At 66.6% G+C, this 23,544-nt stretch carries 21 protein-coding genes and 1 pseudogene; 11 read left to right on the top strand and 11 right to left on the bottom strand.

Annotation, left to right across the window (positions count from 1 at the left end; genetic code table 11):
• Positions 1 to 18 precede the first annotated feature (18 nt).
• On the bottom strand, positions 19 to 738 hold the full coding sequence (locus U4Z64_RS00275; RefSeq protein ID WP_321818894.1) for an autoinducer binding domain-containing protein: 720 nt from the start codon (positions 736 to 738) through the stop codon (positions 19 to 21).
• A 73-nt stretch (positions 739 to 811) separates the two neighbouring features.
• Between U4Z64_RS00275 and U4Z64_RS00270 the strand changes: the two genes are divergently transcribed.
• The 4 genes and pseudogenes from U4Z64_RS00270 to U4Z64_RS00255 all read left to right on the top strand — a co-directional run bounded on the left by U4Z64_RS00270 (position 812) and on the right by U4Z64_RS00255 (position 3,658).
• A complete protein-coding gene (locus U4Z64_RS00270) occupies positions 812 to 1,255 on the top strand; it encodes a DUF4902 domain-containing protein (RefSeq protein WP_044843158.1) in 444 nt (147 codons plus the stop codon).
• 209 nt (positions 1,256 to 1,464) lie between these two features.
• Positions 1,465 to 2,076 carry an acyl-homoserine-lactone synthase gene (locus tag U4Z64_RS00265; protein ID WP_124488193.1) on the top strand — a complete coding sequence of 204 codons (612 nt, stop codon included), beginning with the start codon at positions 1,465 to 1,467 and terminating at the stop codon, positions 2,074 to 2,076.
• 52 nt (positions 2,077 to 2,128) lie between these two features.
• Positions 2,129 to 2,890 carry a hypothetical protein gene (locus U4Z64_RS00260; RefSeq protein WP_321818893.1) on the top strand — a complete coding sequence of 254 codons (762 nt, stop codon included), beginning with the start codon at positions 2,129 to 2,131 and terminating at the stop codon, positions 2,888 to 2,890.
• Between the two features lie 341 nt (positions 2,891 to 3,231).
• Positions 3,232 to 3,658, top strand: a pseudogene (locus U4Z64_RS00255) (VOC family protein).
• Here U4Z64_RS00255 and U4Z64_RS00250 read toward each other — a convergent pair.
• Positions 3,643 to 4,212: a GNAT family N-acetyltransferase gene (locus U4Z64_RS00250; protein ID WP_321818891.1), complete on the bottom strand. Its 570-nt coding sequence runs from the start codon at positions 4,210 to 4,212 to the stop codon at positions 3,643 to 3,645. The pseudogene U4Z64_RS00255 and the gene U4Z64_RS00250 sit on opposite strands and share 16 nt — an antisense overlap.
• A gap of 256 nt (positions 4,213 to 4,468) precedes the next feature.
• Positions 4,469 to 5,119 carry a GTP cyclohydrolase II gene (gene ribA / locus U4Z64_RS00245; RefSeq protein ID WP_044846712.1) on the bottom strand — a complete coding sequence of 217 codons (651 nt, stop codon included), beginning with the start codon at positions 5,117 to 5,119 and terminating at the stop codon, positions 4,469 to 4,471.
• A gap of 177 nt (positions 5,120 to 5,296) precedes the next feature.
• Here ribA and U4Z64_RS00240 point away from each other — a divergent pair, with 177 nt between their 5' ends.
• On the top strand, positions 5,297 to 5,758 hold the full coding sequence (locus U4Z64_RS00240) for a CBS domain-containing protein (RefSeq protein WP_044846711.1): 462 nt from the start codon (positions 5,297 to 5,299) through the stop codon (positions 5,756 to 5,758).
• Positions 5,759 to 5,911: 153 nt separating this feature from the next.
• Here the strand turns inward: U4Z64_RS00240 and U4Z64_RS00235 are convergent, their stop codons facing one another.
• Positions 5,912 to 6,241, bottom strand: coding sequence for a DUF4148 domain-containing protein (locus U4Z64_RS00235; RefSeq protein ID WP_044846710.1), 330 nt, complete (start codon positions 6,239 to 6,241; stop codon positions 5,912 to 5,914).
• Positions 6,242 to 6,755: 514 nt separating this feature from the next.
• Here U4Z64_RS00235 and U4Z64_RS00230 point away from each other — a divergent pair.
• Positions 6,756 to 7,154 carry a GreA/GreB family elongation factor gene (locus tag U4Z64_RS00230; protein ID WP_044846709.1) on the top strand — a complete coding sequence of 133 codons (399 nt, stop codon included), beginning with the start codon at positions 6,756 to 6,758 and terminating at the stop codon, positions 7,152 to 7,154.
• Between the two features lie 186 nt (positions 7,155 to 7,340).
• On the opposite strand, the gene U4Z64_RS00225 is transcribed toward U4Z64_RS00230, so the two are convergent.
• Positions 7,341 to 8,447, bottom strand: a complete 1,107-nt coding sequence (locus tag U4Z64_RS00225; RefSeq protein ID WP_044846708.1) for a porin — start codon at positions 8,445 to 8,447, stop codon at positions 7,341 to 7,343.
• Between the two features lie 611 nt (positions 8,448 to 9,058).
• Between U4Z64_RS00225 and U4Z64_RS00220 the strand changes: the two genes are divergently transcribed.
• Positions 9,059 to 9,433, top strand: coding sequence for a hypothetical protein (locus U4Z64_RS00220; RefSeq protein ID WP_321818890.1), 375 nt, complete (start codon positions 9,059 to 9,061; stop codon positions 9,431 to 9,433).
• A 298-nt stretch (positions 9,434 to 9,731) separates the two neighbouring features.
• Here U4Z64_RS00220 and U4Z64_RS00215 read toward each other — a convergent pair whose 3' ends face one another.
• Positions 9,732 to 10,118 (bottom strand): helix-turn-helix domain-containing protein, encoded by a 387-nt coding sequence (locus tag U4Z64_RS00215; protein ID WP_321818889.1) that lies wholly within the window; start codon positions 10,116 to 10,118, stop codon positions 9,732 to 9,734.
• Positions 10,119 to 10,377: 259 nt separating this feature from the next.
• Between U4Z64_RS00215 and U4Z64_RS00210 the strand changes: the two genes are divergently transcribed.
• The gene (locus tag U4Z64_RS00210) at positions 10,378 to 10,854 is read left to right on the top strand and encodes a nuclear transport factor 2 family protein (protein WP_321818888.1); all 477 of its coding nucleotides are present in this window, start codon (positions 10,378 to 10,380) and stop codon (positions 10,852 to 10,854) included.
• 265 nt (positions 10,855 to 11,119) lie between these two features.
• Here the strand turns inward: U4Z64_RS00210 and U4Z64_RS00205 are convergent, their stop codons facing one another.
• Complete coding sequence (locus tag U4Z64_RS00205; protein WP_321818887.1) at positions 11,120 to 12,370, bottom strand: MFS transporter; 1,251 nt, start codon at positions 12,368 to 12,370, stop codon at positions 11,120 to 11,122.
• Between the two features lie 150 nt (positions 12,371 to 12,520).
• A complete protein-coding gene (locus tag U4Z64_RS00200) occupies positions 12,521 to 13,837 on the bottom strand; it encodes an MFS transporter (protein ID WP_321818886.1) in 1,317 nt (438 codons plus the stop codon).
• Between the two features lie 283 nt (positions 13,838 to 14,120).
• Here U4Z64_RS00200 and U4Z64_RS00195 point away from each other — a divergent pair, with 283 nt between their 5' ends.
• The 3 genes from U4Z64_RS00195 (at position 14,121) to U4Z64_RS00185 (ending at position 16,716) form a co-directional block, all read left to right on the top strand.
• Complete coding sequence (locus U4Z64_RS00195) at positions 14,121 to 15,038, top strand: LysR family transcriptional regulator (protein ID WP_321818885.1); 918 nt, start codon at positions 14,121 to 14,123, stop codon at positions 15,036 to 15,038.
• Between the two features lie 345 nt (positions 15,039 to 15,383).
• Entirely contained in the window at positions 15,384 to 15,917 is a 534-nt protein-coding gene (locus U4Z64_RS00190) for a VOC family protein (protein WP_321818884.1), read from the top strand.
• Positions 15,918 to 15,960: 43 nt separating this feature from the next.
• A complete protein-coding gene (locus U4Z64_RS00185; protein ID WP_321804371.1) occupies positions 15,961 to 16,716 on the top strand; it encodes a glucose 1-dehydrogenase in 756 nt (251 codons plus the stop codon).
• A 189-nt stretch (positions 16,717 to 16,905) separates the two neighbouring features.
• Here the strand turns inward: U4Z64_RS00185 and U4Z64_RS00180 are convergent, their stop codons facing one another.
• The 3 genes from U4Z64_RS00180 to U4Z64_RS00170 all read right to left on the bottom strand — a co-directional run bounded on the left by U4Z64_RS00180 (position 16,906) and on the right by U4Z64_RS00170 (position 23,537).
• Complete coding sequence (locus U4Z64_RS00180; protein ID WP_321818883.1) at positions 16,906 to 18,423, bottom strand: purine-cytosine permease family protein; 1,518 nt, start codon at positions 18,421 to 18,423, stop codon at positions 16,906 to 16,908.
• Positions 18,424 to 18,870: 447 nt separating this feature from the next.
• Positions 18,871 to 20,367: an efflux transporter outer membrane subunit gene (locus U4Z64_RS00175; protein ID WP_321818882.1), complete on the bottom strand. Its 1,497-nt coding sequence runs from the start codon at positions 20,365 to 20,367 to the stop codon at positions 18,871 to 18,873.
• Positions 20,364 to 23,537, bottom strand: a complete 3,174-nt coding sequence (locus tag U4Z64_RS00170) for a multidrug efflux RND transporter permease subunit (RefSeq protein WP_321818881.1) — start codon at positions 23,535 to 23,537, stop codon at positions 20,364 to 20,366. The genes U4Z64_RS00175 and U4Z64_RS00170 overlap by 4 nt, the downstream gene beginning before the upstream one ends.
• Between the last annotated feature and the right edge of the window lie 7 nt (positions 23,538 to 23,544).

The raw sequence follows: 23,544 nt of genomic DNA, 5'->3' as shown, positions 1-23,544 counted from the left end.
CCCGCCGCCGGTGCCGCGTCAAGGCGTATCGATGAGCCCGGCCGAGATCGCCTTGACCACCGCCTGGACCTTGTTGGTCGCGGCGAGCTTCTCGAGGATGTTGTTCACGTGGAAGTTGACCGTGCGCTCCGAGATGCTGAGGATCTGGCCGATCTCGCACGCGGTCTTCCCTTCGGCCGTCCAGCACAGCACCTCGCGCTCGCGCGCGGTCAGCGTGACGCTCGCCTCGGGCGACAGCTTCGGCACCATGAAGCGGCTCATCAGCGAATGCGACAGGTTCGCGAGCCAGTTGGTCTGCAGCGTCAGCATGTTGATCTCGGCCGGCGTGAGCCGGTCCGCATGACGCGCGATGCTCAGCAGCCCGAACGCGCCGCGCGCCGCCCAGCTCGACTGCGCGACGCCCACCGACAGCCCGTGGTCGCGCGCGTCCCGCCACAGCGGACACGGATCGATCCGGTCGACGTCCGGCCAGACGATCATGTTGGTGCTGAGCACGCCGTCACGCACCGTCGAGTCGATCTCGATGTAGTTCTGCGCCTGGTAGTGGGCCATCCAGCCGTCCGGATAGGTATCGAAGATCGCGACGGCCGGCTTCGACACGGGCAACGGCACGCGAATGCCGTAACAGCAATATTCGAAGCCGAGGCGTTTAGAATAAGCGGCGATCCGCTGGAAGAGCTGCTGCTCGTCTGCCGCGGCGCTGAATTGTTGGTAGGCATCCTGCCAGCGCAGTTCCATTCATTCTCCGACAACGTTACGCTGTCATACCTGTCAGGTGCCAGCGCCGGTTCGGGGCTGATACATTCCGCGCATGACTTCACCTTTGTTGCACCCGGTCCGCGGCCCGTCTCCGGACGGCTACGTGCGCCTGTCCGAAAGCGCGCTGGCCGCGCTCGCGCTCGACCATGTCGCGAGCGGCCTCGATGCATCGCTGCTCGCGGAGCTACGCGACAGCGCCGTCGACGCGCGCCTGGCCGGCTACACCGAATGGCACCGCCCGGCCAGTGCCGGCCTCGCGTACCTGACGGTCGGCTGGGACTGGTATCTCGAGCGCGCGACGGGCACGTTCGCGATCGCGGGCGGCGACGTCCGCAGCAACATCATGGCCGTCGACGCCACCGGCGCCGACCTCGGCATGTTCCGCACCGCCGCCGTGCTCGCCGCGCGGCTCGCACACATCGACTGGCCGGCCGCGGTTGCGTCGGCATTGCTCGGTCGCAACGACGTCTATCATGCCGGTCCCGTGCTCCAGTGACAACCGGCCGCGCTTTCGTCTGACATTTCCGCAAGACTGGCGCTCTTTATAAGCAAAAGCCGCCGGTATTTCAATCCCGCCGATCAAGAAACCGTTACCACCGGTCGAATGGTGTCGGCGCGCCATCACCCTGTAAGAGTTACCAGTTACCGCCTCCTCGGGACGCGCGATGTAATGCGGGCATACCAAAGTACCGATCCGAGGACACCATGCGGACCTTCGTTCACGATGAAGGGCGGTTACCACACGAACTTGCAGCGGATCTCGGGCGCTATCGGCGCCATGTGTTCGTCGAACAGCTCGGTTGGGCGCTCCCGTCGGCGAACGAATGTTTCGAGCGCGACCAGTTCGATCGCGACGATACCGTCTACGTGTTCGCGAGAAACGCCGGCGGCGAAGTGTGCGGATGTGCGCGCCTGTTGCCGACCACCCGCCCGTATCTGCTGAAGTCGCTGTTCGCCGACCTGATCGCCGCGGACGTCGCACTGCCGCAATCGGCTGCCGTCTGGGAGCTGTCGCGGTTCGCGGCGACCGGCGACGACGAAGGCGGTCCGGGCAATGCCGAGTGGGCCGTCCGCCCGATGCTCGCCGCGGTCGTCGAATGCGCGGCGCAACGGGGCGCGCGGCAGCTGATCGGCGTGACGTTCGCGAGCATGGAGCGGCTGTTCCGCCGGATCGGCGTGCACGCGCACCGGGCAGGTCCCCCGAAACAGGTGGACGGTCGTCTGGTTGTCGCGTGCTGGATCGACATCGATCCGCAAACGTTTGCCGCACTGGGAATCGAGCCGGGACGGGCTGCCCGGCAAGCCATCGCCGCCTGAGCCGGAACGCGCGTAGTCCGGCCGGGCGTCAACGTAACGAAGGAGAACCACCGTGGACCAGTCTCAGGTCTTTCGCGCGATGATGCCCGGGTTGACGGGTGCCGGCGGCGCCCGCATCGCAGTCGCCTACCCGTCGTTTGCGCGGCCGCTGCCGCTCGTGCGGCTCGATCGCCGCGGGCTCGTGTTCCGGGCCGCCGGCGCCGCGCCGCTCGTGTGCGGGCTGCCGCGCACGGCGACGCTGCTGGTAGCGGACGAGCCGCTCTGCTCGCTGCGCCTCGTGATCCGCGACGTCGCCGCTGTCGGCGAGGGCCGGCGCGACCTGACGATGCAGCCGTCCGGTGCCGCCGGCGACGAACTGCTGTGGCACGCACTGCGCGACCGCAAACCGTACCGGCAGACCGGGCAGCCGCTTGCGCCCGTCGATGCGGCCATCGCGCCAAACGGCGAGCCGCAGGCCACGGGCGGCGGCGCGCAGCGTCCGTCGCGTAGTGCGGCGTTCCGTCTGCGCTGCCATAGCGACGCGCTGTTCTTTGCCGACTGGCTCGAATATCACTTCGACGAGCTGCGCGCGCTGTCGCAGCGACACGGGCCGCAACTGCAGCTCAATCAGCTGCAACGGCAAGTCGCCGACGACGAGGTGGGCGTGCGCTTCGTCTACGACATCGACGGACACACGACACGGCATGCGCTGACCGACTGCGCGCGCGAGGCCTGCGCGTGGATTGAGACGGAAATGCGCAACAAGTACGCGGTGCCGGTTGCGCAGGAGCGGTTCGGCGCGTTTGCCGCGCACGCGCGGGCAGGCGCAATGTAGGACCGGCGGCGGCTCCGCGGATACGCGACGGTGCGGCGGCTGTTCGGCACGACACGGTGGAACGCCCGCGACAGCTGGATGGCGTGCAGCACCAGCCTGGTCAGGACAGCTCAAGGCGCGCTGCGTTGCACAATTACAACTAGGGCTTGCCATCCCTCGGGTTTTCCCTTAAAGTTACATCCGTCTCCTCCATGTCTCCAAACATGGATTCAGCCCGCTCCAGTAGCGGGCTTTTTCTTGCCTGCGATAATTTATCGGGGACATATCAAAGCCCCGTGCGAGCAGCGCCCCCGCGCCTGCCCGGCGGCATCGACGAATCGCTCACCCCAGCCGACATCGTCATGCACACCCACCTGCGCATCGCCCGCCCCGTCGCCGACCTCGCCAGAACCGAGCACATGTACCGCGACGCATTCGAGCTAGCAGTGCTAGCGCGCTTCGACGATCACGACGGTTTCTCCGGCGTGATGCCCGGACGCGAAGAACTCGACTACCACTTTGAATTCACGCACTGTCCGGCGCATCCGGTTGCCCCGTCGCCGACACCCGAAGACCTGATCGTCTTCTATCTTCCCGACCGCCCGGCATGGGAAGCCGCGTGCGCACGCGCAGTCGCGCACGGCTTCATGCGGGCGACATCGTTCAATCCAATATTGGGATGCGTGCGGACAGACGTTCGAGGACGCCGACGGCTACCGGATCGTGCTGCAGAACGCGAGGTGGCGTGAGCGGGCAAGCGTGACCGGGGCACGTTACGCGCTGACGTAATCATCCGGACGAACGGGCGTTGCGTGCGCGACAAACACCACATGCGGTCGCAGCGCATGCCCCGGCGGCAACGCAGGATGCTCGAAATCGCGCATCGGTTGCCGCGCCATCCCGAGTTGCTGCGCAACACGCTGCGATCGCTGGTTGGCAGCAGCCGTCCACGCAAAGATCTCGCCGAGCCCCACCCGGCCGAACCCGTCGACCAATACCGCAGCGGCCGCTTCCGCGACATGGCCATGCCCCCACGATGTGCGGGCCTGGCGCCACATGATCTCGACGCACGGCGCCATCGGATGCTCGTCACGAACTTCACGCGACAACCCGCAGAGCCCGATCAGCGCGCCATCCGCACGGCGCTCGATCGCCCACACACCGAAACCGTGCGCGTCGAAATGCGCTTCGAAGCGTGCGATGACGGCCTCCGCCTCATCGAAGGACATCGGGCCACGCGCCAGCCACGCGGTCACATCGGGATCCGCGTGCATTGCAGCCAGCGCACCGGCATCGCCCGGCCGCCAGCGACGCAACGTCAAACGTTCGGTTTCTATCTTCAATGGCGGATCAACCGTGATCGGGATGTGCAGAAGGTATGGGGTGCATCGGGCCGCGCACACCGTTCTCGTAACGCAGGAGCGAGCTCGAAGGCGAAGCGGAGGGATGAAGCAATCGCGCTCGTCAGCTGCGCCGGCAACCAGCGGCGACAGTCGCGAGAACCGGCGACGGGAATCGAATGCGGCGGGACGCATCGTCCCGCCCGGCGTTCACGGAATGAGCGCGACGCCCGATCGGGCGCCCACGCGTCGAACGCGATTATTCGTTTTCTTCGAAGTAATGCCCGAACTTGACCTGCTTGGTCCGGATGTAACGCTCGTTTTCCTCGCGCACGGGCACTGCGAGCGCCACGCGTTCACACACGGGAATCCCGTGCTTCACGAGCGTGTCGAACTTCTTCGGGTTGTTGCTCATCAGGCGCACCGACGTCACGCCGAGGATCCGCAGGATCGCGGCGGCCGAATCGTATTCGCGAGCGTCGTCGGGCAGGCCGAGGTCGAGATTCGCCTCGACGGTGTCGCGCCCCTGCTCCTGCAGCGCATATGCGCGGATCTTGTTGCTCAGGCCGATGCCGCGCCCCTCGTGGCCGCGCAGATACAGCAGCACACCGCGATCTTCCGCCGCGATGTAGCGCAGCGCGAGATCGAGCTGCTCGCCGCAATCGCAGCGGAAGGAGCCGAACACGTCGCCGGTCAGGCATTCGGAATGCAGCCGCGTGAGCACGGACTGCTCGCCGGTGACGTCGCCCATCACGAGCGCAAGATGTTCGGCATCGCTGCCCGATACGCGGAAAGCGTACGACGTGAACGTACCGTAGCGCGTGGGCAGCGACGCGGTGGCGACGAGCGTCACGCACTCGTCTGCCTGGCCATTGCCCTGCGTGGGCGATTGGGGACGCGAAGACATCATGAATTCAATCGAAACGATCTGGAATGTAGGAGTTGTGTGGATAGTGCGTGACCGGAGTTTACCGCTAATCTGGAAACGTCACGCGACTGCCGCAGCAGGCCCGGCTATACTGGGCCCGTCGGGTGCCGCGCATCACGCCCTGCCTTCGCTGCATCGTCCCGCACACGGAGAAAGCAAATGAGCACGACTGTCGCGCAAATTCTCAAAGCCAAGCCGGATTCCGGCCGCACGATCTACACCGTCAAGAAAGCCGATTTCGTCTATGACGCCATCAAGCTGATGGCGGAAAAGGGAATCGGCGCATTGCTGGTCATGGACGGCGACGACATCGCGGGCATCGTCACCGAGCGCGACTACGCGCGCAAGGTCGTGCTGCAGGACCGTTCGTCGAAAGCCACCCGCGTCGAGGAAATCATGACGGCCAAGGTGCGCTACGTCGAACCGTCGCAATCCACCGACGAGTGCATGGCACTGATGACCGAGCACCGGATGCGCCACCTGCCCGTCATCCAGGACGGCAAGCTGATCGGCCTGATCTCGATCGGCGACCTCGTGAAGAGCGTGATTGCCGACCAGCAATTCACGATCAGCCAACTGGAACACTATATCCACGGCACCCCGACGGTCACGTCCGCCTGATCCGTCCCAGCGAAAAAGGCCCAAACGCGCGAGCGTCTGGGCGGAAAAGCCGCCGGAATGCGGCGACGGAGGTTCTGCTCTGCTGACGCAGACGCGCGCAAGCGGCGCGCGTCCCGTCGGTCACATGCTGTGCTCGGGCAGACCCGGGAATGTTCAGTTGCCGAAGTAGACGGAGTTCACGGGATTCGCGGCTTCATGCGTCATGCGGCGGCCCGACTGGCCTGCGCCCGTCGCCACCGCACCATAACCGCTCGTATCGGCTTGGGCGAGCATCGGCTGGTTCGGCTGGATCCGTTGTTCCGCGGCCTGGATGTTGTCCGGATATTGCGAATCGCTCGCGAGCGGCTTGTAGCCGTTCTGTTCGAGTTGCACGAGCTCGGCCCGAACCTGGTCGCGAGTCAAGCCCTGCTCGGACTGTGCGAACGATGCGATCGGGGCGGCAAGAACGGATGCAGCGATCGCTGCGTAGATGATCGACTTCATGGTGGACCTCCGAAATATGTTCTCTTTTGACGTCGCTCCCGGCGGGACTGTCTGAAGCGATGGATCAAGTGTAGTGCTGGCGATACCAAGGGGAAACCCTTGGTTTGAACATACAGCGTTGCATTTTCGGAAAAAATCGACCGCTGTCACCGTGCGCGATCGCTATTACTTAAATCATTTTCACAACAATGCCTGACGAAAGGCCGACAACCGAAGCACCGATCCGGAAGGTTGTGTTGTAGAATCGTAAGGTTTTATTCACCTCTCGATACCCCATTCACCATGCACGCGCCCATGCTCGCTTCGGTTTCGCCGCCTGGCCTGGTCGGCGTGCGCATGCGCGCCGGCCAGCCGGCGCATCCCCTCGCTCGACGCACGGCCCAGGCGCCGCTCGCGCCTGCCCGGCGCCTGATCTGACGGCTCGGTCTCCTTCCCGGAGCCAGGTCAGACAGGCTCCGGGCGATCCCCATAGGCGCGCTCCGCCTGCCCCATGCCGATCATTTGGAGAACTGCCATGAAACAACGCCTTTACCAGTTGACCGAACTCGACGTTGCTCGCCTCGAGAAGCACGCCGAACACAACCCGCGCTTCCAGACGATGCTCGACACGCTGCTCGAGCGCGCAGATATCGTGCAACCGGACGCCATCAAGGCAAACGTCGTCACGATGAACTCGCAGATCACACTGCTCGACGAAGCGACCCAGGAACAGGCCACCTGGACGATTGTTTATCCGGACGCCGCCAATCTCGAGCTCGGCCGCCTGAACGTGTTCTCGCCGGTCGGCATGGCGCTGCTCGGCACGCAACGCGGTCAACTGGTGAAAGTGCTGCAGCCGAGCGGCGCCGAAAGGCTGATGAAGGTCGCCGCGATCGTGTTCCAGCCGGAAGCCAACGGCGAATACACGCGCTGATGCAGCCGGCCGGCAGCGCACACGTCGGCACACCAAGCAAAAAGCGAGGCTCAGCGCCTCGCTTTTTTTGCGGCCGGACGATACGCAGCGTCATCGCAGCCCGCATCGCCGATGCGGCGGGCGAAAAAAAAGGCGCCCGAAGGCGCCTTTTTCGATACTGCGAAGCTGGTTACCCAGCCGTCACGCTTAGAAGCGGTGACGCAGACCAACCGTTGCTGCGGTTTGGTTGATCGACGAGCTCGGCAGCGTGTTGACGTCGCCGTTGTAGATCGATGCGCCAACGCCGTTCTTCGCAGCGCGCTGGTACACAGCTTGTGCGTAGACGTCGGTGCGCTTCGACAGCGAGTAGTCAGCTTGCAGGCCGAACTGGTTCCAGTGCGTGCTTTCGCCAGCAACCTTCGCGTTCGTGTACGTGTACGCTGCGCCCAGGCCCAGCGCCGGCGTCAGGTTGTACTTCGCGTTGACTTCGTAGTTGTCAGCGTGGAACGTAGCCGCGCCGTTAGCTTGGTTGTCGACACGCGATTGCGTCCATGCTGCGCCAACTTGCGCCGGGCCGAATGCGTATGCAGCAGCCGCGCCGTACGTGCGCAGGCGGCCTTGGCCGTTGAACAGAGCCGACGACGAGTCAACTGCGCCCGTGCCGTTGTTGTTCGGGTTGTTCGCTTGCGAGTAAGCTGCACCCAGCTTCAGGCCTTGGTACTGGTACGACACGCCGCCGCTGTAAGCACGGTTGTTGCCGAAGTTCGTGCTGTTCGAGAACGAGTACGTGCCGCCGAATTGCAGGCCAGCGTAGTTCGCGCTTGCGAACTTGATCGTGTTGTTAGCCGAGTAGCCGCCGTTCGTGCTCAGGTTGTCGTTGTTGAACGGGTGAGCGAAGTACGTACCGCCCCACGAGCCCGTTGCGGTCAGCGGTGCCAGGTAGTCCTGGACGGAGTCGTACTGCTTACCCAGCGTAACCGTGCCGTACTGGCTCGACAGGCCGACGAAAGCCTGGCGGTTGAACATGCCGTTGTTGTTCGCGAACTTGCCGTTGCCGATGTTGAAGCCGCTTTCCAACGTGAAGATCGCCTTCAGGCCGCCACCGAGGTCTTCCGAACCACGCAGGCCGAAGCGGCTCTGGTCAATGCCCGAACCCATCGACCACAGCGACTTGCCTTGGCCGGCTGCGTTCTGGACGTTGCTTTGGTAGGTGATGCCTGCGTCCAGCACGCCGTACAGCGTGACGCTGCTTTGCGCGTGAGCGACGGTAGCGAACGATGCTGCAGCTGCTGCAACGATCAGAGTCTTGTTCATTCGTGGAGCTCCCTTCTAAAAAGAGGCAGGTCTCGCGACCTTGTTCATAAACGGTCTGCAACCGCCCGGGAGCGCCATCGGTCCTTCTGGCCGCGCCCGGATAGTTGCCCGTTTGGGAACCGTGAGTTTAGGGGTGTACCCTAGGGACGCGATCTGCAAATAAAGAAATAAGCTTTTCCAGAACTAGAAATAATGAAAGTGGGGACGCGTTATAAGTATTTGTTTTAACGTCTTTTTTTGACCTATTGACGGATGTTTTTTGGAGGCTTTCATCCCACCATTCTTTCGTGTCATCGTCTTGACGGTTGCATAGAAACAACAAGCGGAATCGATGGAACCACACGAAAACGGTAATTTTTACCCGAATTGATCTCAAATATTGGGCCTGGCCGCCTAAAACGCAGCGACTGAACGGTAAACATTCGGCCGCGCGGCCGTAGCCGACCCCATTGGCCGTCGGCGCCAACTTCAACGGGGAGATCGACGGCGGCGCCCCGGCAGCCGCCGGGCCGTCGTGACATGCGGTAACAGCCTTAACGACCCGCGTAACCCGGCTCCGGGACCGGCGGGCTAATGTAAGGCGGCTTCGACTACATATATAGAGGACCCGCATGAATCGACGCTCGTTGCTGCGCGCCGTCGGACTGACCGCCGCATTCGCCGCCACCGGCGGCTGGCTGCGTACCGTCTCGGCCCAGCCCGCCCCACCCGGGTACCGGCCGCCCGGACCGCCTCCGGGCCCCGGCAGGCCGCCTTATTCCGATCGCCCGGGCTTCGCGCCGCCTGCACCGCGGCATGATCGCCGGCCGCCGCCTCCACGGCCGCACGGCTATGTCTGGACCGACGGCTACTGGCGCTGGCAGCGCGGCCACTATATATGGGTGTCCGGGCGCTGGGTCGCCCGCCGCCCCGGGCGCAGGTGGGTACCTGGATACTGGCGGCGCCAGGGTCAAGTGTGGGTCTACGTCGACGGCACCTGGCGTTAAGTCGTCCGCGCCGGCCGTCGGTCGGCGCGAATCCGCCGCTTCCACGCCCTTGCCGATCGACACGCCGCCCTGTCCTGCCTACGAGCTGACCGACCGGGCGGAGGCCGATCGCGCTTGCCACGGTCACGACAGTCGTCGGCACCCTTCAAACGCCGATCGCCACGCGTGCGTTGCGCCCTTCGCGACACCGCATGCGAAAGCAACCCCCCCGAAACGTTCGGATAACGAAATCACCTGCCGCTGCCGCAACGCACGCATCCCGTCGCCGGCCGTCACGCGACCGCACGACGCACTCCGCTCAACGCCCGCTGCTTTCCTGCTCGCGCGCACGGCGACGGACCGCGCAAATCGAACGATGATGCTCGTCGGCCCAGCGGATCAGCGCGTGCATCGGCGTCAGGAACGAACGCCCGAGGTCCGTCAGCGCATATTCGACGCGCGGCGGCACCTCGGCATACAGCGTGCGGCTGACGAAGCCGTCCTGCTCGAGCCGCTTGAGCGTGCGCGACAGCATCTGCTTCGACACGTCGCCGATCGCACGGGCGAGTTCGTTGAAACGCATCGTGCCGCCGGACAGCGCCTCGAGCACGAGCAGGCTCCACTGGTCGCCGATGCGGTCGAGCACATCGCGGATCGGGCACGGCTGATCGAGTTCGACGGATTCGTCGGCGGACGGAAACGACATGACGGGATTCTCTTTCACGGGCAATGCACGGTCACCGCGGTGTGACCTGTTCACACCGCGGTGACTTCTTGTGACGGGTTCGCGGCAACTGTACCATTCGATCGACTCGATGGCCGAGCGGACTTGCCAGTTCTACGAAGCATGCGCACGCGCACCACCGGCACCCTGTCGCCGCCGATGACGACGATCGGCGTCATCCGCAGTCGCACACCACGCACCGCGCGTCCGTCCACGCATCTCCAGACAAGGAACCTGCCGCATGTCATCGCTCCGCTCGCCCGTTCGTACCGTTGCCGCGTTCGTCCTGCTCGCCGCATCGACCGCCGCGCCGGCCGCCGGCCCGGCCGCGCGCGACCTGGCCGCCGAGGAAGCCAACCGCCAGCTCGTGCTGACGTTCTACGACCGCTTCTTCAACAAGCACGAAGCGCTCGAGGCTGCCGCCGTCGTCGCCGACGACTACAAGCAGCACAACCCGCACGTGCCCGACGGCAAGAAGCCGTTCGTGTCGTACTTCGTCGGCGCGTTCCAGAAGAGCCCCCAATCGCGCGCGCAGATCGTCCGCAGCGCGACCGACGGCGACCTCGTCTATCTGCACGTGCATGCGACCGAGCGCCCGGGCGATCGCGGCGAAGCGGTGGTCGACATCTTCCGCGTGAAGGATGGCAAGATCGTCGAGCACTGGGACGTGATCCAGCCGGTGCCCGAAAAAGCCGCGAACGGGAACACGATGTTCTGACCGGGCGGGCCGCGCGCCGATGCGCGGCCGACCGCTTCGCACGCTTGAACGCGGCCAGCGCACCGGCCACGCATGTGTCGTGCGACATCGAGCGCGAGCACCTGCCCGGTCGTCAGCACGTCGCCGCACGCGGCCCCGCGCCAGATTGCCGCCGCGGGCTGACCAGCCGCGACCGCGAGGCACCGGTGTCGGGCCGCGCGCTCACGCGCGACAGCGACCCGCGGGACAACGTCCGACAGGTTCAGGCCAACCTGCGCGCAACCGTCTACGACAGCGCGGCCGTGCGCCCGCCGGCCTGCTTGCGCCCGTAACTCACCATCATCACGAAGCTGAGCAGAAAGCCCGCGCCGCCGATCAGCAGCAGCCCGATCTCGCCGAATACCGGCAGCAGGTTCGTCAGCGCGCCCGTCACGACCCATGCGACGGCCATCACCGAGCCCGCGACGCCGAGCGCCCAGCCCTGCCGGTCCTCGCTGACGGCATCGGAAAACGCCGTATACATGGTGGTGTAGGCGACCATGTCGAAACAGCCGACCACCATCGCGAGCACCCACAGCACCGGCTCGTGCGGGAACAGTGCCGACGCGATCTGGCCGAGGCCCGCGACGAGCAGGCCCGTCTTCGCGATGTCGACCACCCGCCAAACGCGCAGCATCAGCCGCACGACGAACAGCAGGCCGAACACGAAGCAGATGCCGATCACGCCGCTGAACAGCCCGAGCCGCGCGCTCGTGTAGCCGAACTTCGCCTGCAGCAGCAGCATGATGGTCTGCAGGTAGAGTCCGTAGCCGACCTGCATCAGGAAGAACACCACCGACAGGAACGCGACGTTGCGCTGACGTGCGGCTTCCCCGATGATCCGCAGCGGCAGCAGCGGATCGATGCGCGTGTCGCCGCGCGGCGCGGCCGTGTCGCGATACGACGCCCAGGTCCAGAACGCGCACACGAGCGACAGCGCGGCGACGAGCACGAACGGCGTGCCGTAGTCGAACAGCGGCGAGATCGTCCGGTCGGACGTGACGCCGCCGAGCACGGGGCCGACGATCACGCCGGCGCTGAACGCGAGCGACATGATGCTCATGTTGTACGCCTTGTTCCCGGGCGTGCTCAGGTCGGTGATGGCCGCCTGCGCGATGCCCTGGCAGCCTGCCATCAAACCGGTGAGCCCGCGGCCGGCCAGCAACAGCGCGACGCTCCCGTGCCATGCGCCGGCCGCCATCAGCGCGTAGCCGGCCGCAAGGCCGAGCACGCACAGCAGCAGGATCCGGCGGCGGCCGTAACAGTCCGACAACTCGCCCATCAGCGACGAACCGAAGAACATGAAGAGCGGATAGATCCCGTAGCCGACACCGAGGTAGAAATTGCGCGCGTGTTCGCCGGCGTCGGCCGGCAGGATGCCCGCGTGCGGATCGCTGAAGATCGCGGACATCATCGGGTAGACGAGCCCGAACCCCATCGCGTCGATCGCGATGGCGAGCAGGCAGGGGCCGAGCAGCGTGTAGTCGAGCCGGGACATGGCGACCTTCCGGACAGAGTGGATGATCGCGCCAGCGTAACGAGCGGGCGGCGGCCCCGGTAGGCCGCTGTCCGCGATGCTGACCATCGGCGGCGCCGATACGTCGCATGCCGCCCGGGCCGATGGCTGATCGCCCCGAATGGCGAACGACTATTTGGCGCTCAGCGGCTCGCCCGAGAACTGCCGGCGCGCGAGCACGCACGGCGCGCCGTCGTGCATGAACACGCTCGCGGCCAGCCCGAACGACGCGGCGAACAGCACGTACCACGCGGGCGCGACGGGCGACCCGCTCGCACGCGTCAGCCATGTGACGATGAACGGCGCGAAACCGCCGAACACCATCACGGCAACGTTGTACGCGAGCGCGACGCCGGTCGATCTCGATCGTGTCGCGAACTGCTCGGCGAGCGTGGTCGGCGCGGGACCGTAGCAGATGCCGATGATCGTGCAGATCACGAGCTGCATCACGAGCAGGCGCCCGATGCCAGGCGCGGCGGCCAGCCACGAGAACAGCGGATACGTGAGCGTCAGCAGCGACAGCGTGCCGGCGATCAGCACGGGCCGCCGGCCGATGCGGTCGGACACGATCGCCGCGACCGGAATCGTCACCGTCAGCAGCGCGACCGCCACCATCTGCACCTTGAAGACCTGGTCGAGCGGCAGCCCGAAGGTCTTGTGCACGAACGTCGGCATGTTGACGAGCATCACGTAGAACACCGCCGTGCCGGTGATCGTCTGCCCCATCGACACCAGCACGCCGCGCAGGTTGTCGCGCAGCACGCGCGACACGCTCGCCGGCGGCTCGACCGTCGACTTGCTCGCATCAAGGAACGCTTCGGTCTCCTCCATGTGACGGCGGATCCACAAGCCAACCGGCCCGATCAGCAGCCCGAGCGCGAACGGCACGCGCCAGCCCCAGCTGTGCAGCGCCGCATCCGACAGCGACTGCGTGGCCCACGCGCCCATCGCCGCGCCCGAGAACACGGCGAGGCACTGGCCGATCAGTTGCCACGAGCCGTACAGGCCGCGCCGGTGCGCGGGCGCGCTCTCGACCAGGAACGCGGTGGCGCTCGCGTATTCGCCGCCGGTCGCGAAGCCCTGCAGCAGCCGCGCGACGACGATCAGGATCGGCGCCGCCGGGCCGATCGTCGCGTACGACGGCGCGAACGTGATCAGCGCGATCGACAGCGTCATCAGGAAGATGATGAGCTGCATCGCGGCCTTGCGACCCTTGCGGTCCGCATAGAGCCCGAGCAGGATGCCGCCCACCGGACGCATGAAGAAGCCGACGCCGAACGTCGCGAGCGACATCAGCAGCGACGCATACTGGCTTTCGGCGGGAAAGAACAGCCGCGCGATGATGCCGGAAAAGAAACCGTAGACGATGAAGTCGTACCACTCGAGGGTATTGCCGACGACGGCGGCAATGACTTGCCGATGCCGCGTGTTCCGACGTAGGTCGCGCATGCTTGTCTCCTGCAGTCTCGTGGGGCCGTGCCGGCCGCTCGTGAACCGTTGCGCGCTGCGGTACGCGGGATGGAACGCCGCCTGGCGCCCGCGCACAACCGGCACGAACCGATGATAGGGACGCCGAAAACCCTCATCAATTAACGGCAGCAGCGGATACTTAGCCGCAGATTAAACGTCGCCCGGGCGCGGCACCGTCCCGCGGCCATTCCGGACATTCGCGCATTGTTGCTGCCGGGGTTCTGCGTCAGAATCGCCGATCGCCCTTCCCGCTGCCCCGACCATGCGCAATCGCATCAACGAAGAGATCACCTTCCGCAAGCTCGAGGTGCTTCTCGCCTTCATGGAAACCGGCAGCCTCGCGAAGGCCGCCGAGGCGCTCAACGTCAGCACGGTCAGCGTGCATCGTGCGCTGCACACGCTCGAGGAAGGGATGCATTGCGCGCTGTTTCGCCACGAAGGACGGAACCTGATTCCGACCGACGCCGCGCAGGTGCTCGCGGAGGTCGCGGGCGACGTGCTGAAGACGATGACGGACGGAATCCGCTCGACGCGCGAAGCGGCCGGCTACGGCGCCGGGCAATTGAAGATCGGCTCGCTCTATTCGCTGACGATCCGTACGGTGCCCGAGGTCGTGATCGCGCTGAAGGAGCGTCGGCCCGAGTTGCAGGCCGAGCTCGTGCTCGGCTCGAACGCCGACCTGCTCGACAAGCTTCGGCAAGGCGCGATCGATGCGACGCTGATGGCGCTGCCCGAACCGGACGCCGAAATCGAATCGATCGCGCTGTTCGAGGACGAAATGTTCTTCGCCGCACCAATCGATTCGCCGTACGCGCAATGCGATGCGGTCGATCTCGCCGCCTGTCGCGACGTGCCGTTCGTGTCGCTCGGCGAAGGTTTCGCGACGCAAGACGGTTTCACGAAAGCGTTCCGGGCCGCGGGCGTCACGGCGAACGTCGTGATGCGCGTGGGCGACATCTTTTCGCTGATCAACCTCGTGTCGGGCGGCGTCGGCCATTCGCTGCTGCCGGGCCGCGTGCGCGACCTCTTCTCGCACAAGATCGCGCTGGTGCCGCTCGCCGGACCGACGATCCGCCAGACGATCGGCCTCAGCTTCCTGCATCGGCGTGAACGTGATCCGAACCTGCTTGCGCTTGCAACGGTGTGCCGACTGACGGTCAAGAGGCCGAACGCGGGGTAATGCGCGAATCCGGTTTACGCGCTTCGTCAGCTTCGGCTCCTCCCTGCTTTCCTGCTTTCCTGCTTTCCTGCTTTCCTGCTTTCCTGCTTTCCTGCCGCCCGCCGCCCGCCGCCCGCTTGCCCGCTTGCCCGCTTGCCGCTTGCCGCTTGCCGCTTGCCTGCTTCCTCGCTCGTCCTGTCCTGTACGCAAATCCGTCGTCAGCGATGCAGCGCCCAGCGCCGTCCGGATAGCCTGCAGCTAGTCCGTTTGGACGGCACGCCGCGCCGCCTTTGTTGCCATCATGACCGTCATTCATCACGCGCCGAATGCCGCACGAAACGGCGCCGCGCCCGCCACGGAGACACCATGAACGACCCTATCCTCGGCCCCATCGACCAGATCGGCTATGTGGTCGCCGATCTCGACCGCAGCATCGCGCGCTGGCGCGCCCGCCACGATGTCGGCCCCTGGACCGTGTTCCGCAACGTGCGGCTCGACGGCCGCTGCCTCGGCGAAGCGACGACGGTCACGATGGACGTCGGGCTCGCGTATCGCGCCGATCTGCAGATCGAACTGATCCACGTGACGAACGACGCGCCGTCGCCGTACCGCGATGCGCACGGACAACTGCTCACGGGCCTGCATCACGTCGCATGGGTGGTCGACGATCTCGATGCCGCCGTCGCGCAACTTACGGCGCGCGGGCTGCGCGTGGTGTTCGACGCGCACAACCCGGCCACGCGCGTCGCCTATCTCGACGACGCCGACGATCCCGGCGTGCGCGTCGAAGTGATCGAAGGTGCAGGCATGCGCGCGATGATCGCGCACGGCATCGCCGAAGCGCGTACCTGGGACGGCACCGATCCGGTCCGCATCATCGACGCGTCGGCCGCGGCCTGAGCGGGCCCGCACGCGTCCCCCTACACTCACAGGAGCACACACGATGAAACGACTCGAAGGCAAGGTAGCGCTGATCACGGGCGGCGCCCGCGGCCAGGGCGAGGCGGAGGCACGCCGGTTCGTCGCCGAAGGCGCACGCGTGGTGATCGCCGACGTGCTGGACGACGCGGGCCGGCGCGTCGCGGCCGACCTCGGCGACGCCGCGCGCTACCAGCATCTCGACGTGACGAACGAAGACGACTGGCGCACCGCCGTCCACGCGACACTCGCGCAATTCGGCCGGCTGGACATCCTCGTGAACAACGCGGCGATCCTGAAGCTCGTGCCGATCGAGTCCTGTTCGCTCGACGACTATCGCAAGGTGATCGACGTGAACCAGGTCGGCTGCTGGCTCGGCATGAAATCGGCATTGGCCGCGCTGAAGGATGCGGGCGGCGGCTCGATCGTCAACGTGTCGTCGACGGCCGGGATGGAAGGCGTGGCCGGCGGCAGCGCGTATGTGTCGAGCAAGTTCGCGGTGCGCGGGATGACGAAGGCCGCCGCGCTCGAGTTCGGCCGCTACGGGATCCGCGTGAACTCGGTCCACCCGGGTGGCATCGACACCGTGATGGCACGCCCGCCGGAATACGCGGATTTCGACCCGTCGTCGATCTACAGCGGTTTGCCGATCGCACGCATCGGCAAACCCGACGAAGTGGCGAGCCTCGTGCTGTTCCTCGCGTCCGACGAATCCGCGTATTGCACGGGTTCGGAATTCATCGTCGACGGCGGGATGCTCGCGGGCAGCACGTTCCACTGATCCGCAGCGGAGTCGACACGCGCCCGCCTGCCCGGCGGGCGCTGTCGTTTTCGGCCGCGCGCGGGAGAAGTCAGGGGCGGCCTTCCATACGCGCATACAACCCGGCATCCTGAAACAACCATGCCGCCGGCGGATCTCCCGCGCGGCGGCACCGGTATTTCCAGCGCGCAGCGACGCGCGATGCGGCGGTCAATACCCCTTCGGCTGAATCGCCGGGGCGCCGACACTTCGCGCCGCCTGCCTGCCGCCGCGCACGAGGAAACGTCCGCGCGCGCCGTACACGCCTTCCGCTTCCGGATACACCGTCAGCAGCACGAAATACAGCAGCCCGCCGACCACCAGCGACACCGGCACGCTGAGATCGAGTCCACCCGCGAGGTTGCCGAGCGGCCCGACGAACTGGCCCGGCAGGTTCACGAACGACAGTCCGATGAAGGCCGCCGGCAGCCACGCGCCCATCGCGCGCAGGTTCCAGCCGTGCGTGAACCAGTAGTGGCCGCCGCGCAGCCCGCGGTTGAACACCTGCAGGTCGTCCGCGAGATAGTAACCGCGGCGCGTCACGTAGCCGATCACCATGATCGCCATCCACGGGCAGCTGAACGTGTCGATCAGCGTCGAGAACGTCGCGACGCTCTCGACGAGGTTGAACCAGAAGCGGCCGACGAAGATGAACGCGATCGCGATCGTGCCGATCAGCAGCGTCGCGCGCACACGATTCAGGAAGCGCGGGAACATGCTCGACACGTCGAGGCCCGTGCCGTACAGCGCGGTCGTGCCGGTCGACATCCCGCCGATGATCGCGATCAGGCACATCGGCAGCAGGAACCAGCGCGGCGACACGGCGAGCAGCCCGCCGACGTAGTCATTCGACGCGATGAACGCGGGTGCCTTCGACGCGATGATGGTCGCGGTCGCGAGCCCGAAGAAGAACGGCACGAAGGTCGCGATCTGCGCGGCGAACACGGCGGCCATCACGCGCCGCTTCGGCGTCTGCTGCGGAATGTAGCGCGCCCAGTCGCCGAGCGTCGACGCGAACGACACCGGGTTGCTCAATGCGACCAGCACGGCGCCGACGAACGCGGCCCAGAAGCCTGCGCCGCCCTGGTTCAGCGTGCCCGCGTAGTTCAGGTCGAACAACCCCGCGAACGCGAACAGGCCGGCGACGAACAGCAGGCTCGCGGCCCACACGGCGATCTTGTTGACCCACAGCATGAAGCGAAAGCCGTAGATGCAGACGATCAGCACGAGCACCGCGAACACCATGTACGCGGCGCCGAGCGTGAAGCCGTTGACCGGCACGCCGACCATGTCGTGCGCGCCGCCGACGAGCGCATCGCCCGAGCTCCACACCGCGAGCGAGAAGAACGCGATCGACGTGAGCAGCGCGAGGAACGACCCGACGATCCGGCCGTGAATGCCGAAATGCGCGCCGGACGACACGGGGTCGCTGGTGCCGTTGCGCGGGCCGAACAGGCTCATCGGCGCGAGGATGCAGGTGCCGGCGAGCACGCCCAGCACGATCGCGCACATGCCGGCCTTGAACGACAGCCCGACCAGCACGGGAAAGCTGCCGAGCACCGACGTGGAAAACGTGTTGCAGCCGCCGAACAGCAACCGGAACAGATCGATCGGACGCGCATAGCGCGATACGTCGGGAATGCGTTCGAAACCGAACGATTCGACTTGGGTAATCCTGCCTTCAGTCATTTGTCTCCAGCTCCTCTGGCGCGTCTGTACGGCCCGCGACTGCGGCCATACGACACATCGTCATCGATTTGCGGCCACTCTAAACCGGATCGGGCAGCGCAAATATCACGCATTCGAGACGTTTACGACGAGGCAGAACAATGTTTCGCGACGGGGAATCGACCGGTTGGCGCGCCGCGCGGGCGGCCCGGGCGATGCAAGGTGCGCCGGGCTGCCGCCGGCGCGAGAGCCGGCCGGCGATCCAGCCCCGCTGAACGGCCGTAATCGCTGTGAGGCAGGCGCACGGAGCGTCATGCCGATCCACGGGACCGGCGCCGCATCGACCGTCGTCAGTCCATGCGACGCCCTCGCTGGCCGACAACGGGGACGCAAGCGCCCACCCGGCGATGCGAAGTCGATCGCCCGGCGGGCAGACCCAACGTCCCTGCCCGCCGCGCGACCCGCGCCCTACTGCCCCGATCGCGCGAGCGGACCGGCTGCCTGCTGCGCCGTTCCCGACGGCCAGCCGCCCGCGAGCGCCTTGTACAGCGCGACCGTCGATGCCGCGCTGCGCATCCGCCCGTCGGCCGCCGCGTCCTGCGCCTGCAGCAGCGTCCGTTGCGCGTCGAGCACTTCGTAGTAGTCGATCGCACCGGCCGAGAAGCGCGTCTGTGCAAGCTGTGCCGCGCGAGCGCTGTCGTCCGCCGCGCGCACGAGGTGCGCGGTCTCCTCCCGCGTGCGGGCGACACGCAGCAGCGCGTTCTCCGTTTCCTCCAGCGCGCCGAGCACGGTCTGCCGGTACTGCGCGAGCTGGCCGGCCGCGTCCGCGTCGCTCGCCGCGATCCGCGCGCGCACGCGGCCGACATCGAGGAACGACCAGTCGATGCCGAGCGCGATCAGGTTCGTATCGCTGCCCGCACGGAAGAATCCGTAGCTGCTCGTCGCGCCGCCGAGCAGCCCCGACAGCGTGAAGCGCGGAAACAGGTCGGCTGTCGCGACGCCGACGCGCGCGGTCGCCGCGTGCAGTCGTGCGTCGGCGGCAGCGACATCGGGGCGGCGGCGCAGCAGGTCGCCCGGCGTGCCGGGATCGATGTCGGCTGCAAGCGCCGGCAGCGGTACCGGCACGCCTTTCGATGCGGCAGCGTTCGGGATGTCGAACCGGCCGATCAGCGCATCCGGCGTCTGCCCGGTCAACACCGCGAGCCGATGCTCGTCGACGCCGATCGCCGCTTCGTACACGGCGATCCGCGACGTCGTCGATTCGTACTGCGCGCGCGCCCGCGCCGCATCGAGTTCGGAGCCGCGTCCCGCGCCGACGCGCGCATTGATCAGCGCGAGCGTCTGCTTCTGGTTGTCGGCGTTCTCGCGTGCGATCCGCAGCCGCTCCTGCGAGCCGCGCAGATCCACGTACGTGCTCGCGACCTCGCCCGCGATCACGACACGCACCGCGCGCACGTCGGCCGCACTCGCAGCCGTTTCCGCCCGCTGCGACTCGATCGAGCGGCGCACGCGGCCGAACAGGTCGAGTTCCCACGCCGCATTGATCCCGACACTGGAGATCGGCGTATCGCGCTGGCTACGCGGCGCGCCGAACGCCTGGTCCCTGCTCGTCAGCTGATGGCCGATCCGGCCGCTCGCGGTAATCGTCGGATAGCGGTCGAACGCGGCCTGCGACAGCAGCGCGTTCGATGCGTCGTAGCGCGATACGGCGACCTGCAGGTCCTGGTTCGCGGCGAGCGCCGCATCGATCAGCTGCGTGAGGGCCGGATCGCCGAAGCCGCGCCAGAACGCGGCATCGGCAGCGGCCGACGCATCGGGCGGCGACGCGTCGTGCGTGGCCGGATGCGCGTCGCGCGCGAAGCGCGCGGCGCTCGCCGTAGCGGGCCGCTTGAAATCGGGGCCGACCGCGCACGCGGCGAGCGTCATCGACAGCGCGAGCGCGGAAAGACGGAATGCAGCGCTCATCGGTTTTCTCCTTCGAGGGTGCCGTGCTGTTCGCTCCACACGGCCGGCGTGCCGCGCGCGAGCTTGCGGATCGCCACGTAGAACACGGGCGTGAGGAACAGCCCGAACAACGTGACGCCGAGCATCCCCGCGAACACGGTGACGCCGGTAGCCGCGCGCACTTCGCTGCCCGCGCCGCCGCCGATCAGGAGCGGCACCGAGCCCGCGATGAACGCGACCGACGTCATCACGATCGGGCGCAGCCGCAGCCTGCATGCCTCGAGCGCCGCCGCGATCGCGCCCTTTCCCTGGATTTCGAGTTCGCGCGCGAACTCGACGATCAGGATCGCGTTCTTGCACGCGAGCCCCATCAGCACGACGAGACCGACCTGCACGAACACGTTGTTGTCGCCGCCGGACAGCCACACGCCGAACAGCGCCGCGCACATGCACACCGGCACGATCAGGATCACCGCAAGCGGCAGCGTCCAGCTCTCGTACAGCGACGCGAGCACCAGGAACACGAGCATCACCGCGAGCGGGAACACGACGATCGCCGCGTTGCTCTGCGTGACCTGCTGGTAACTGAGATCGGTCCATTCGAGCGTGATGCCCGGCGGCAGCACGTCCTTCGCGATCTGCTGCAGCTTCGCGATCGCCTGCGACGACGACATCGCCTTCGGATCGGCGTCGCCGATCAGGTCCGCGGCCGGATAGCCGTTGTAGCGGACGACCGGGTCCGGCCCATACGCGGGCGCGACCGTCACCATCGAGCCGATCGGCACCATCTCGCCTTTCGCGTTGCGCGTGCGCAGGTTCGCGATGTCCGCGGCCGTCTGCCGGTGACCGGCATCGGCCTGCGCCATCACGCGGTACACGCGGCCGAACGCGTTGAAGTCGTTCACGTACATCGAGCCGAGATAGACCTGCAGCGTGTTGAACAGGTCGGTGAGCGCGACGCCTTGCGCCTTCGCCTTCAGCCGGTCAACCTTCACCTCGAGCTGCGGGATGTTCGCCTGGTACGAGCTGACGGGGTAACTCATCCCCGGCGTTTTCGCGACCGCGGCCTGGAACGTCGTCAGCGCCTTCTGCAATTCGCCGTAGCCGAGCCCGCCGCGATCCTCGAGGTACAGCGAGTAGCCCGAACCGTTGCCGAGGCCCTGGATCGGCGGCGGCATCAGCGCATAGGTGATGCCGCCGCCGATCGCCGCGAAGCGTGCGTTCAGGTCCGCGTTGATCTGCGCGGCGCTGCGGTGACGCTGGTCGAACGGCTTCAGGATCACGTACGAGTTCGTGATGTTCGGCGTGTTCACGCCTTGCAGCGCGTTCAGCCCGGCGAACGCCGGCACCATCTCGACGCCGTCGGTGCCGAGCGCGATCTTCGTCATCTGCTCGGTGACCGCGCTGGTGCGGGCGAGCGACGCGCCCTCCGGCAGCTTCGCGCCGGCGAACAGGTACAGCTTGTCCTGCACGGGGATGAAGCCGCCCGGCACCGCGTTGAACAGCAGCGCGGTCGCGGCGAGCAAGGCCGCGTAGACCGCGAACACGGCGCCGCGCCGCTTCAGCGTGCGCGCGACCACGCCGTGATAGCGATCGGAGCTGCGCTCGAAGAAGCGGTTGAACGGATGGAACAGCCAGCCGAATGCGCGGTCGAGCACGCGCGTCAACGCATCCTTCGGCGCGCCGTGCGGACGCAGCAGTTTCGCGGCGAGCGCGGGCGACAGCGTCAGCGAGTTGACCGCGGAGATCACCGTCGAGATCGCGATCGTCACCGCGAACTGCCTGTAGAACTGGCCCGTCACACCCGACATGAACGCCATCGGCACGAACACCGCGCACAGCACGAGCGCGATCGCGACGATCGGCCCCGACACCTCGCGCATCGCCTGGTGCGCGGCGTCGCGCGGGCTCAAACCCCGTGCGATGTTGCGCTCGACGTTCTCGACCACCACGATCGCATCGTCGACGACGATCCCGATCGCGAGCACGAGCCCGAACAGCGTCAGCGTGTTGATCGAATAGCCGAGCAGGTAAAGCCACGCGAACGTGCCGACCACCGACACGGGCACCGCGACGAGCGGAATGATCGACGCGCGCCAGGTCTGCAGGAACAGGATCACGACGAGCACGACCAGCACGACGGCCTCGATCAGCGTGTGCTGCACCGCGCGGATCGATTCGCGCACGAACACGGTCGGGTCCCATACCGGACGATAGGCGACGCCCGGTGGGAAACGTTTCGACAGTTCGTCGAGCTTCGCATACACCGCCTTCGCGACGTCGAGCGCGTTCGCGCCAGGCGACAGGAAAATGCCGACCACGGACGAATGCTTGTCGTTGAAGTACGAGCGCAGCGTATAGTCGCCCGCGCCGAGCTCGATGCGCGCGACGTCGGACAGCTTCACGACCTGGCCGTCGTCGCCGTTGCGCAGCACGATGTCGCCGAATTCCTGCGCGGTGCGCAGCCGGCCGCGCACGTTGATCGACACGAGGAAGTCGTTCTGCTTCGGCGTCGGCTCCGCGCCGAGCTGGCCGGCCGACACCTGCACGTTCTGCTCGCGCACCGCGGCGATCACGTCGCTCGCGGTCAGCCCGCGCGACGCCAGCCGGTTCGGGTCGAGCCAGAGCCGCATCGCGTAGTCGCCGGAGCCGTACACGCCGACGTCGCCGATGCCGGTCAGGCGCGACAGCTCGTCCTTCACGTGCAGCGTCAGGTAGTTGCGCAGGTACAGCGAATCGCGGCTGTTGTCCGGCGAATAGAGACTCACGTACATCAGCGGCGTCGGCGACTGCTTCTGCGTGGTCACGCCGTACTGGCGCACCTCGTCCGGCAGGCGCGACAACGCCTGGCTCACGCGGTTCTGCACGCGCACGGCGGCCGTATCGGGATCGACGCCCTGCAGGAACGTGACGACGACCTGCAGGCTGCCGTCCGAACCGGCGACCGACTTCATGTACATGATGCCTTCGACGCCGTTGATCGCCTCTTCCAGCGGTTCGGCGACCGATTCGGCGATTTCCTTCGGGTTCGCGCCCGGGTACGTCGCGCGCACGACGACGCTCGGCGGCACGACTTCCGGATATTCGCCGGCCGGCAGCATCGGGATCGAGATCAGGCCGATCGCGAAGATGACGATCGACAGCACGACCGCGAAAATCGGCCGGTCGATGAAGAAGCGGGAGAAATCCATTGCGGGC

It is taken from the genome of Burkholderia sp. BCC1996 (assembly GCF_905339955.1).
Taxonomy (GTDB): Bacteria; Pseudomonadota; Gammaproteobacteria; order Burkholderiales; family Burkholderiaceae; genus Burkholderia.
Note: the sequence above shows the minus strand (reverse complement) of the source record. Positions and strands in the feature narration are given on the sequence as shown.

Coding starts and splice junctions, on each gene's coding strand:
- U4Z64_RS00275 (WP_321818894.1), bottom strand. CDS start 738: ATGGAACTGCGCTGGCAGGATGCCTACCAACAATTCAGCGCCGCGGCA.
- U4Z64_RS00270 (WP_044843158.1), top strand. CDS start 812: ATGACTTCACCTTTGTTGCACCCGGTCCGCGGCCCGTCTCCGGACGGC.
- U4Z64_RS00265 (WP_124488193.1), top strand. CDS start 1,465: ATGCGGACCTTCGTTCACGATGAAGGGCGGTTACCACACGAACTTGCA.
- ribA (WP_044846712.1), bottom strand. CDS start 5,119: ATGATGTCTTCGCGTCCCCAATCGCCCACGCAGGGCAATGGCCAGGCA.
- U4Z64_RS00240 (WP_044846711.1), top strand. CDS start 5,297: ATGAGCACGACTGTCGCGCAAATTCTCAAAGCCAAGCCGGATTCCGGC.
- U4Z64_RS00235 (WP_044846710.1), bottom strand. CDS start 6,241: ATGAAGTCGATCATCTACGCAGCGATCGCTGCATCCGTTCTTGCCGCC.
- U4Z64_RS00230 (WP_044846709.1), top strand. CDS start 6,756: ATGAAACAACGCCTTTACCAGTTGACCGAACTCGACGTTGCTCGCCTC.
- U4Z64_RS00225 (WP_044846708.1), bottom strand. CDS start 8,447: ATGAACAAGACTCTGATCGTTGCAGCAGCTGCAGCATCGTTCGCTACC.
- U4Z64_RS00220 (WP_321818890.1), top strand. CDS start 9,059: ATGAATCGACGCTCGTTGCTGCGCGCCGTCGGACTGACCGCCGCATTC.
- U4Z64_RS00215 (WP_321818889.1), bottom strand. CDS start 10,118: ATGTCGTTTCCGTCCGCCGACGAATCCGTCGAACTCGATCAGCCGTGC.
- U4Z64_RS00210 (WP_321818888.1), top strand. CDS start 10,378: ATGTCATCGCTCCGCTCGCCCGTTCGTACCGTTGCCGCGTTCGTCCTG.
- U4Z64_RS00205 (WP_321818887.1), bottom strand. CDS start 12,370: ATGTCCCGGCTCGACTACACGCTGCTCGGCCCCTGCCTGCTCGCCATC.
- U4Z64_RS00200 (WP_321818886.1), bottom strand. CDS start 13,837: ATGCGCGACCTACGTCGGAACACGCGGCATCGGCAAGTCATTGCCGCC.
- U4Z64_RS00195 (WP_321818885.1), top strand. CDS start 14,121: ATGCGCAATCGCATCAACGAAGAGATCACCTTCCGCAAGCTCGAGGTG.
- U4Z64_RS00190 (WP_321818884.1), top strand. CDS start 15,384: ATGAACGACCCTATCCTCGGCCCCATCGACCAGATCGGCTATGTGGTC.
- U4Z64_RS00185 (WP_321804371.1), top strand. CDS start 15,961: ATGAAACGACTCGAAGGCAAGGTAGCGCTGATCACGGGCGGCGCCCGC.
- U4Z64_RS00180 (WP_321818883.1), bottom strand. CDS start 18,423: ATGACTGAAGGCAGGATTACCCAAGTCGAATCGTTCGGTTTCGAACGC.
- U4Z64_RS00175 (WP_321818882.1), bottom strand. CDS start 20,367: ATGAGCGCTGCATTCCGTCTTTCCGCGCTCGCGCTGTCGATGACGCTC.
- U4Z64_RS00170 (WP_321818881.1), bottom strand. CDS start 23,537: ATGGATTTCTCCCGCTTCTTCATCGACCGGCCGATTTTCGCGGTCGTG.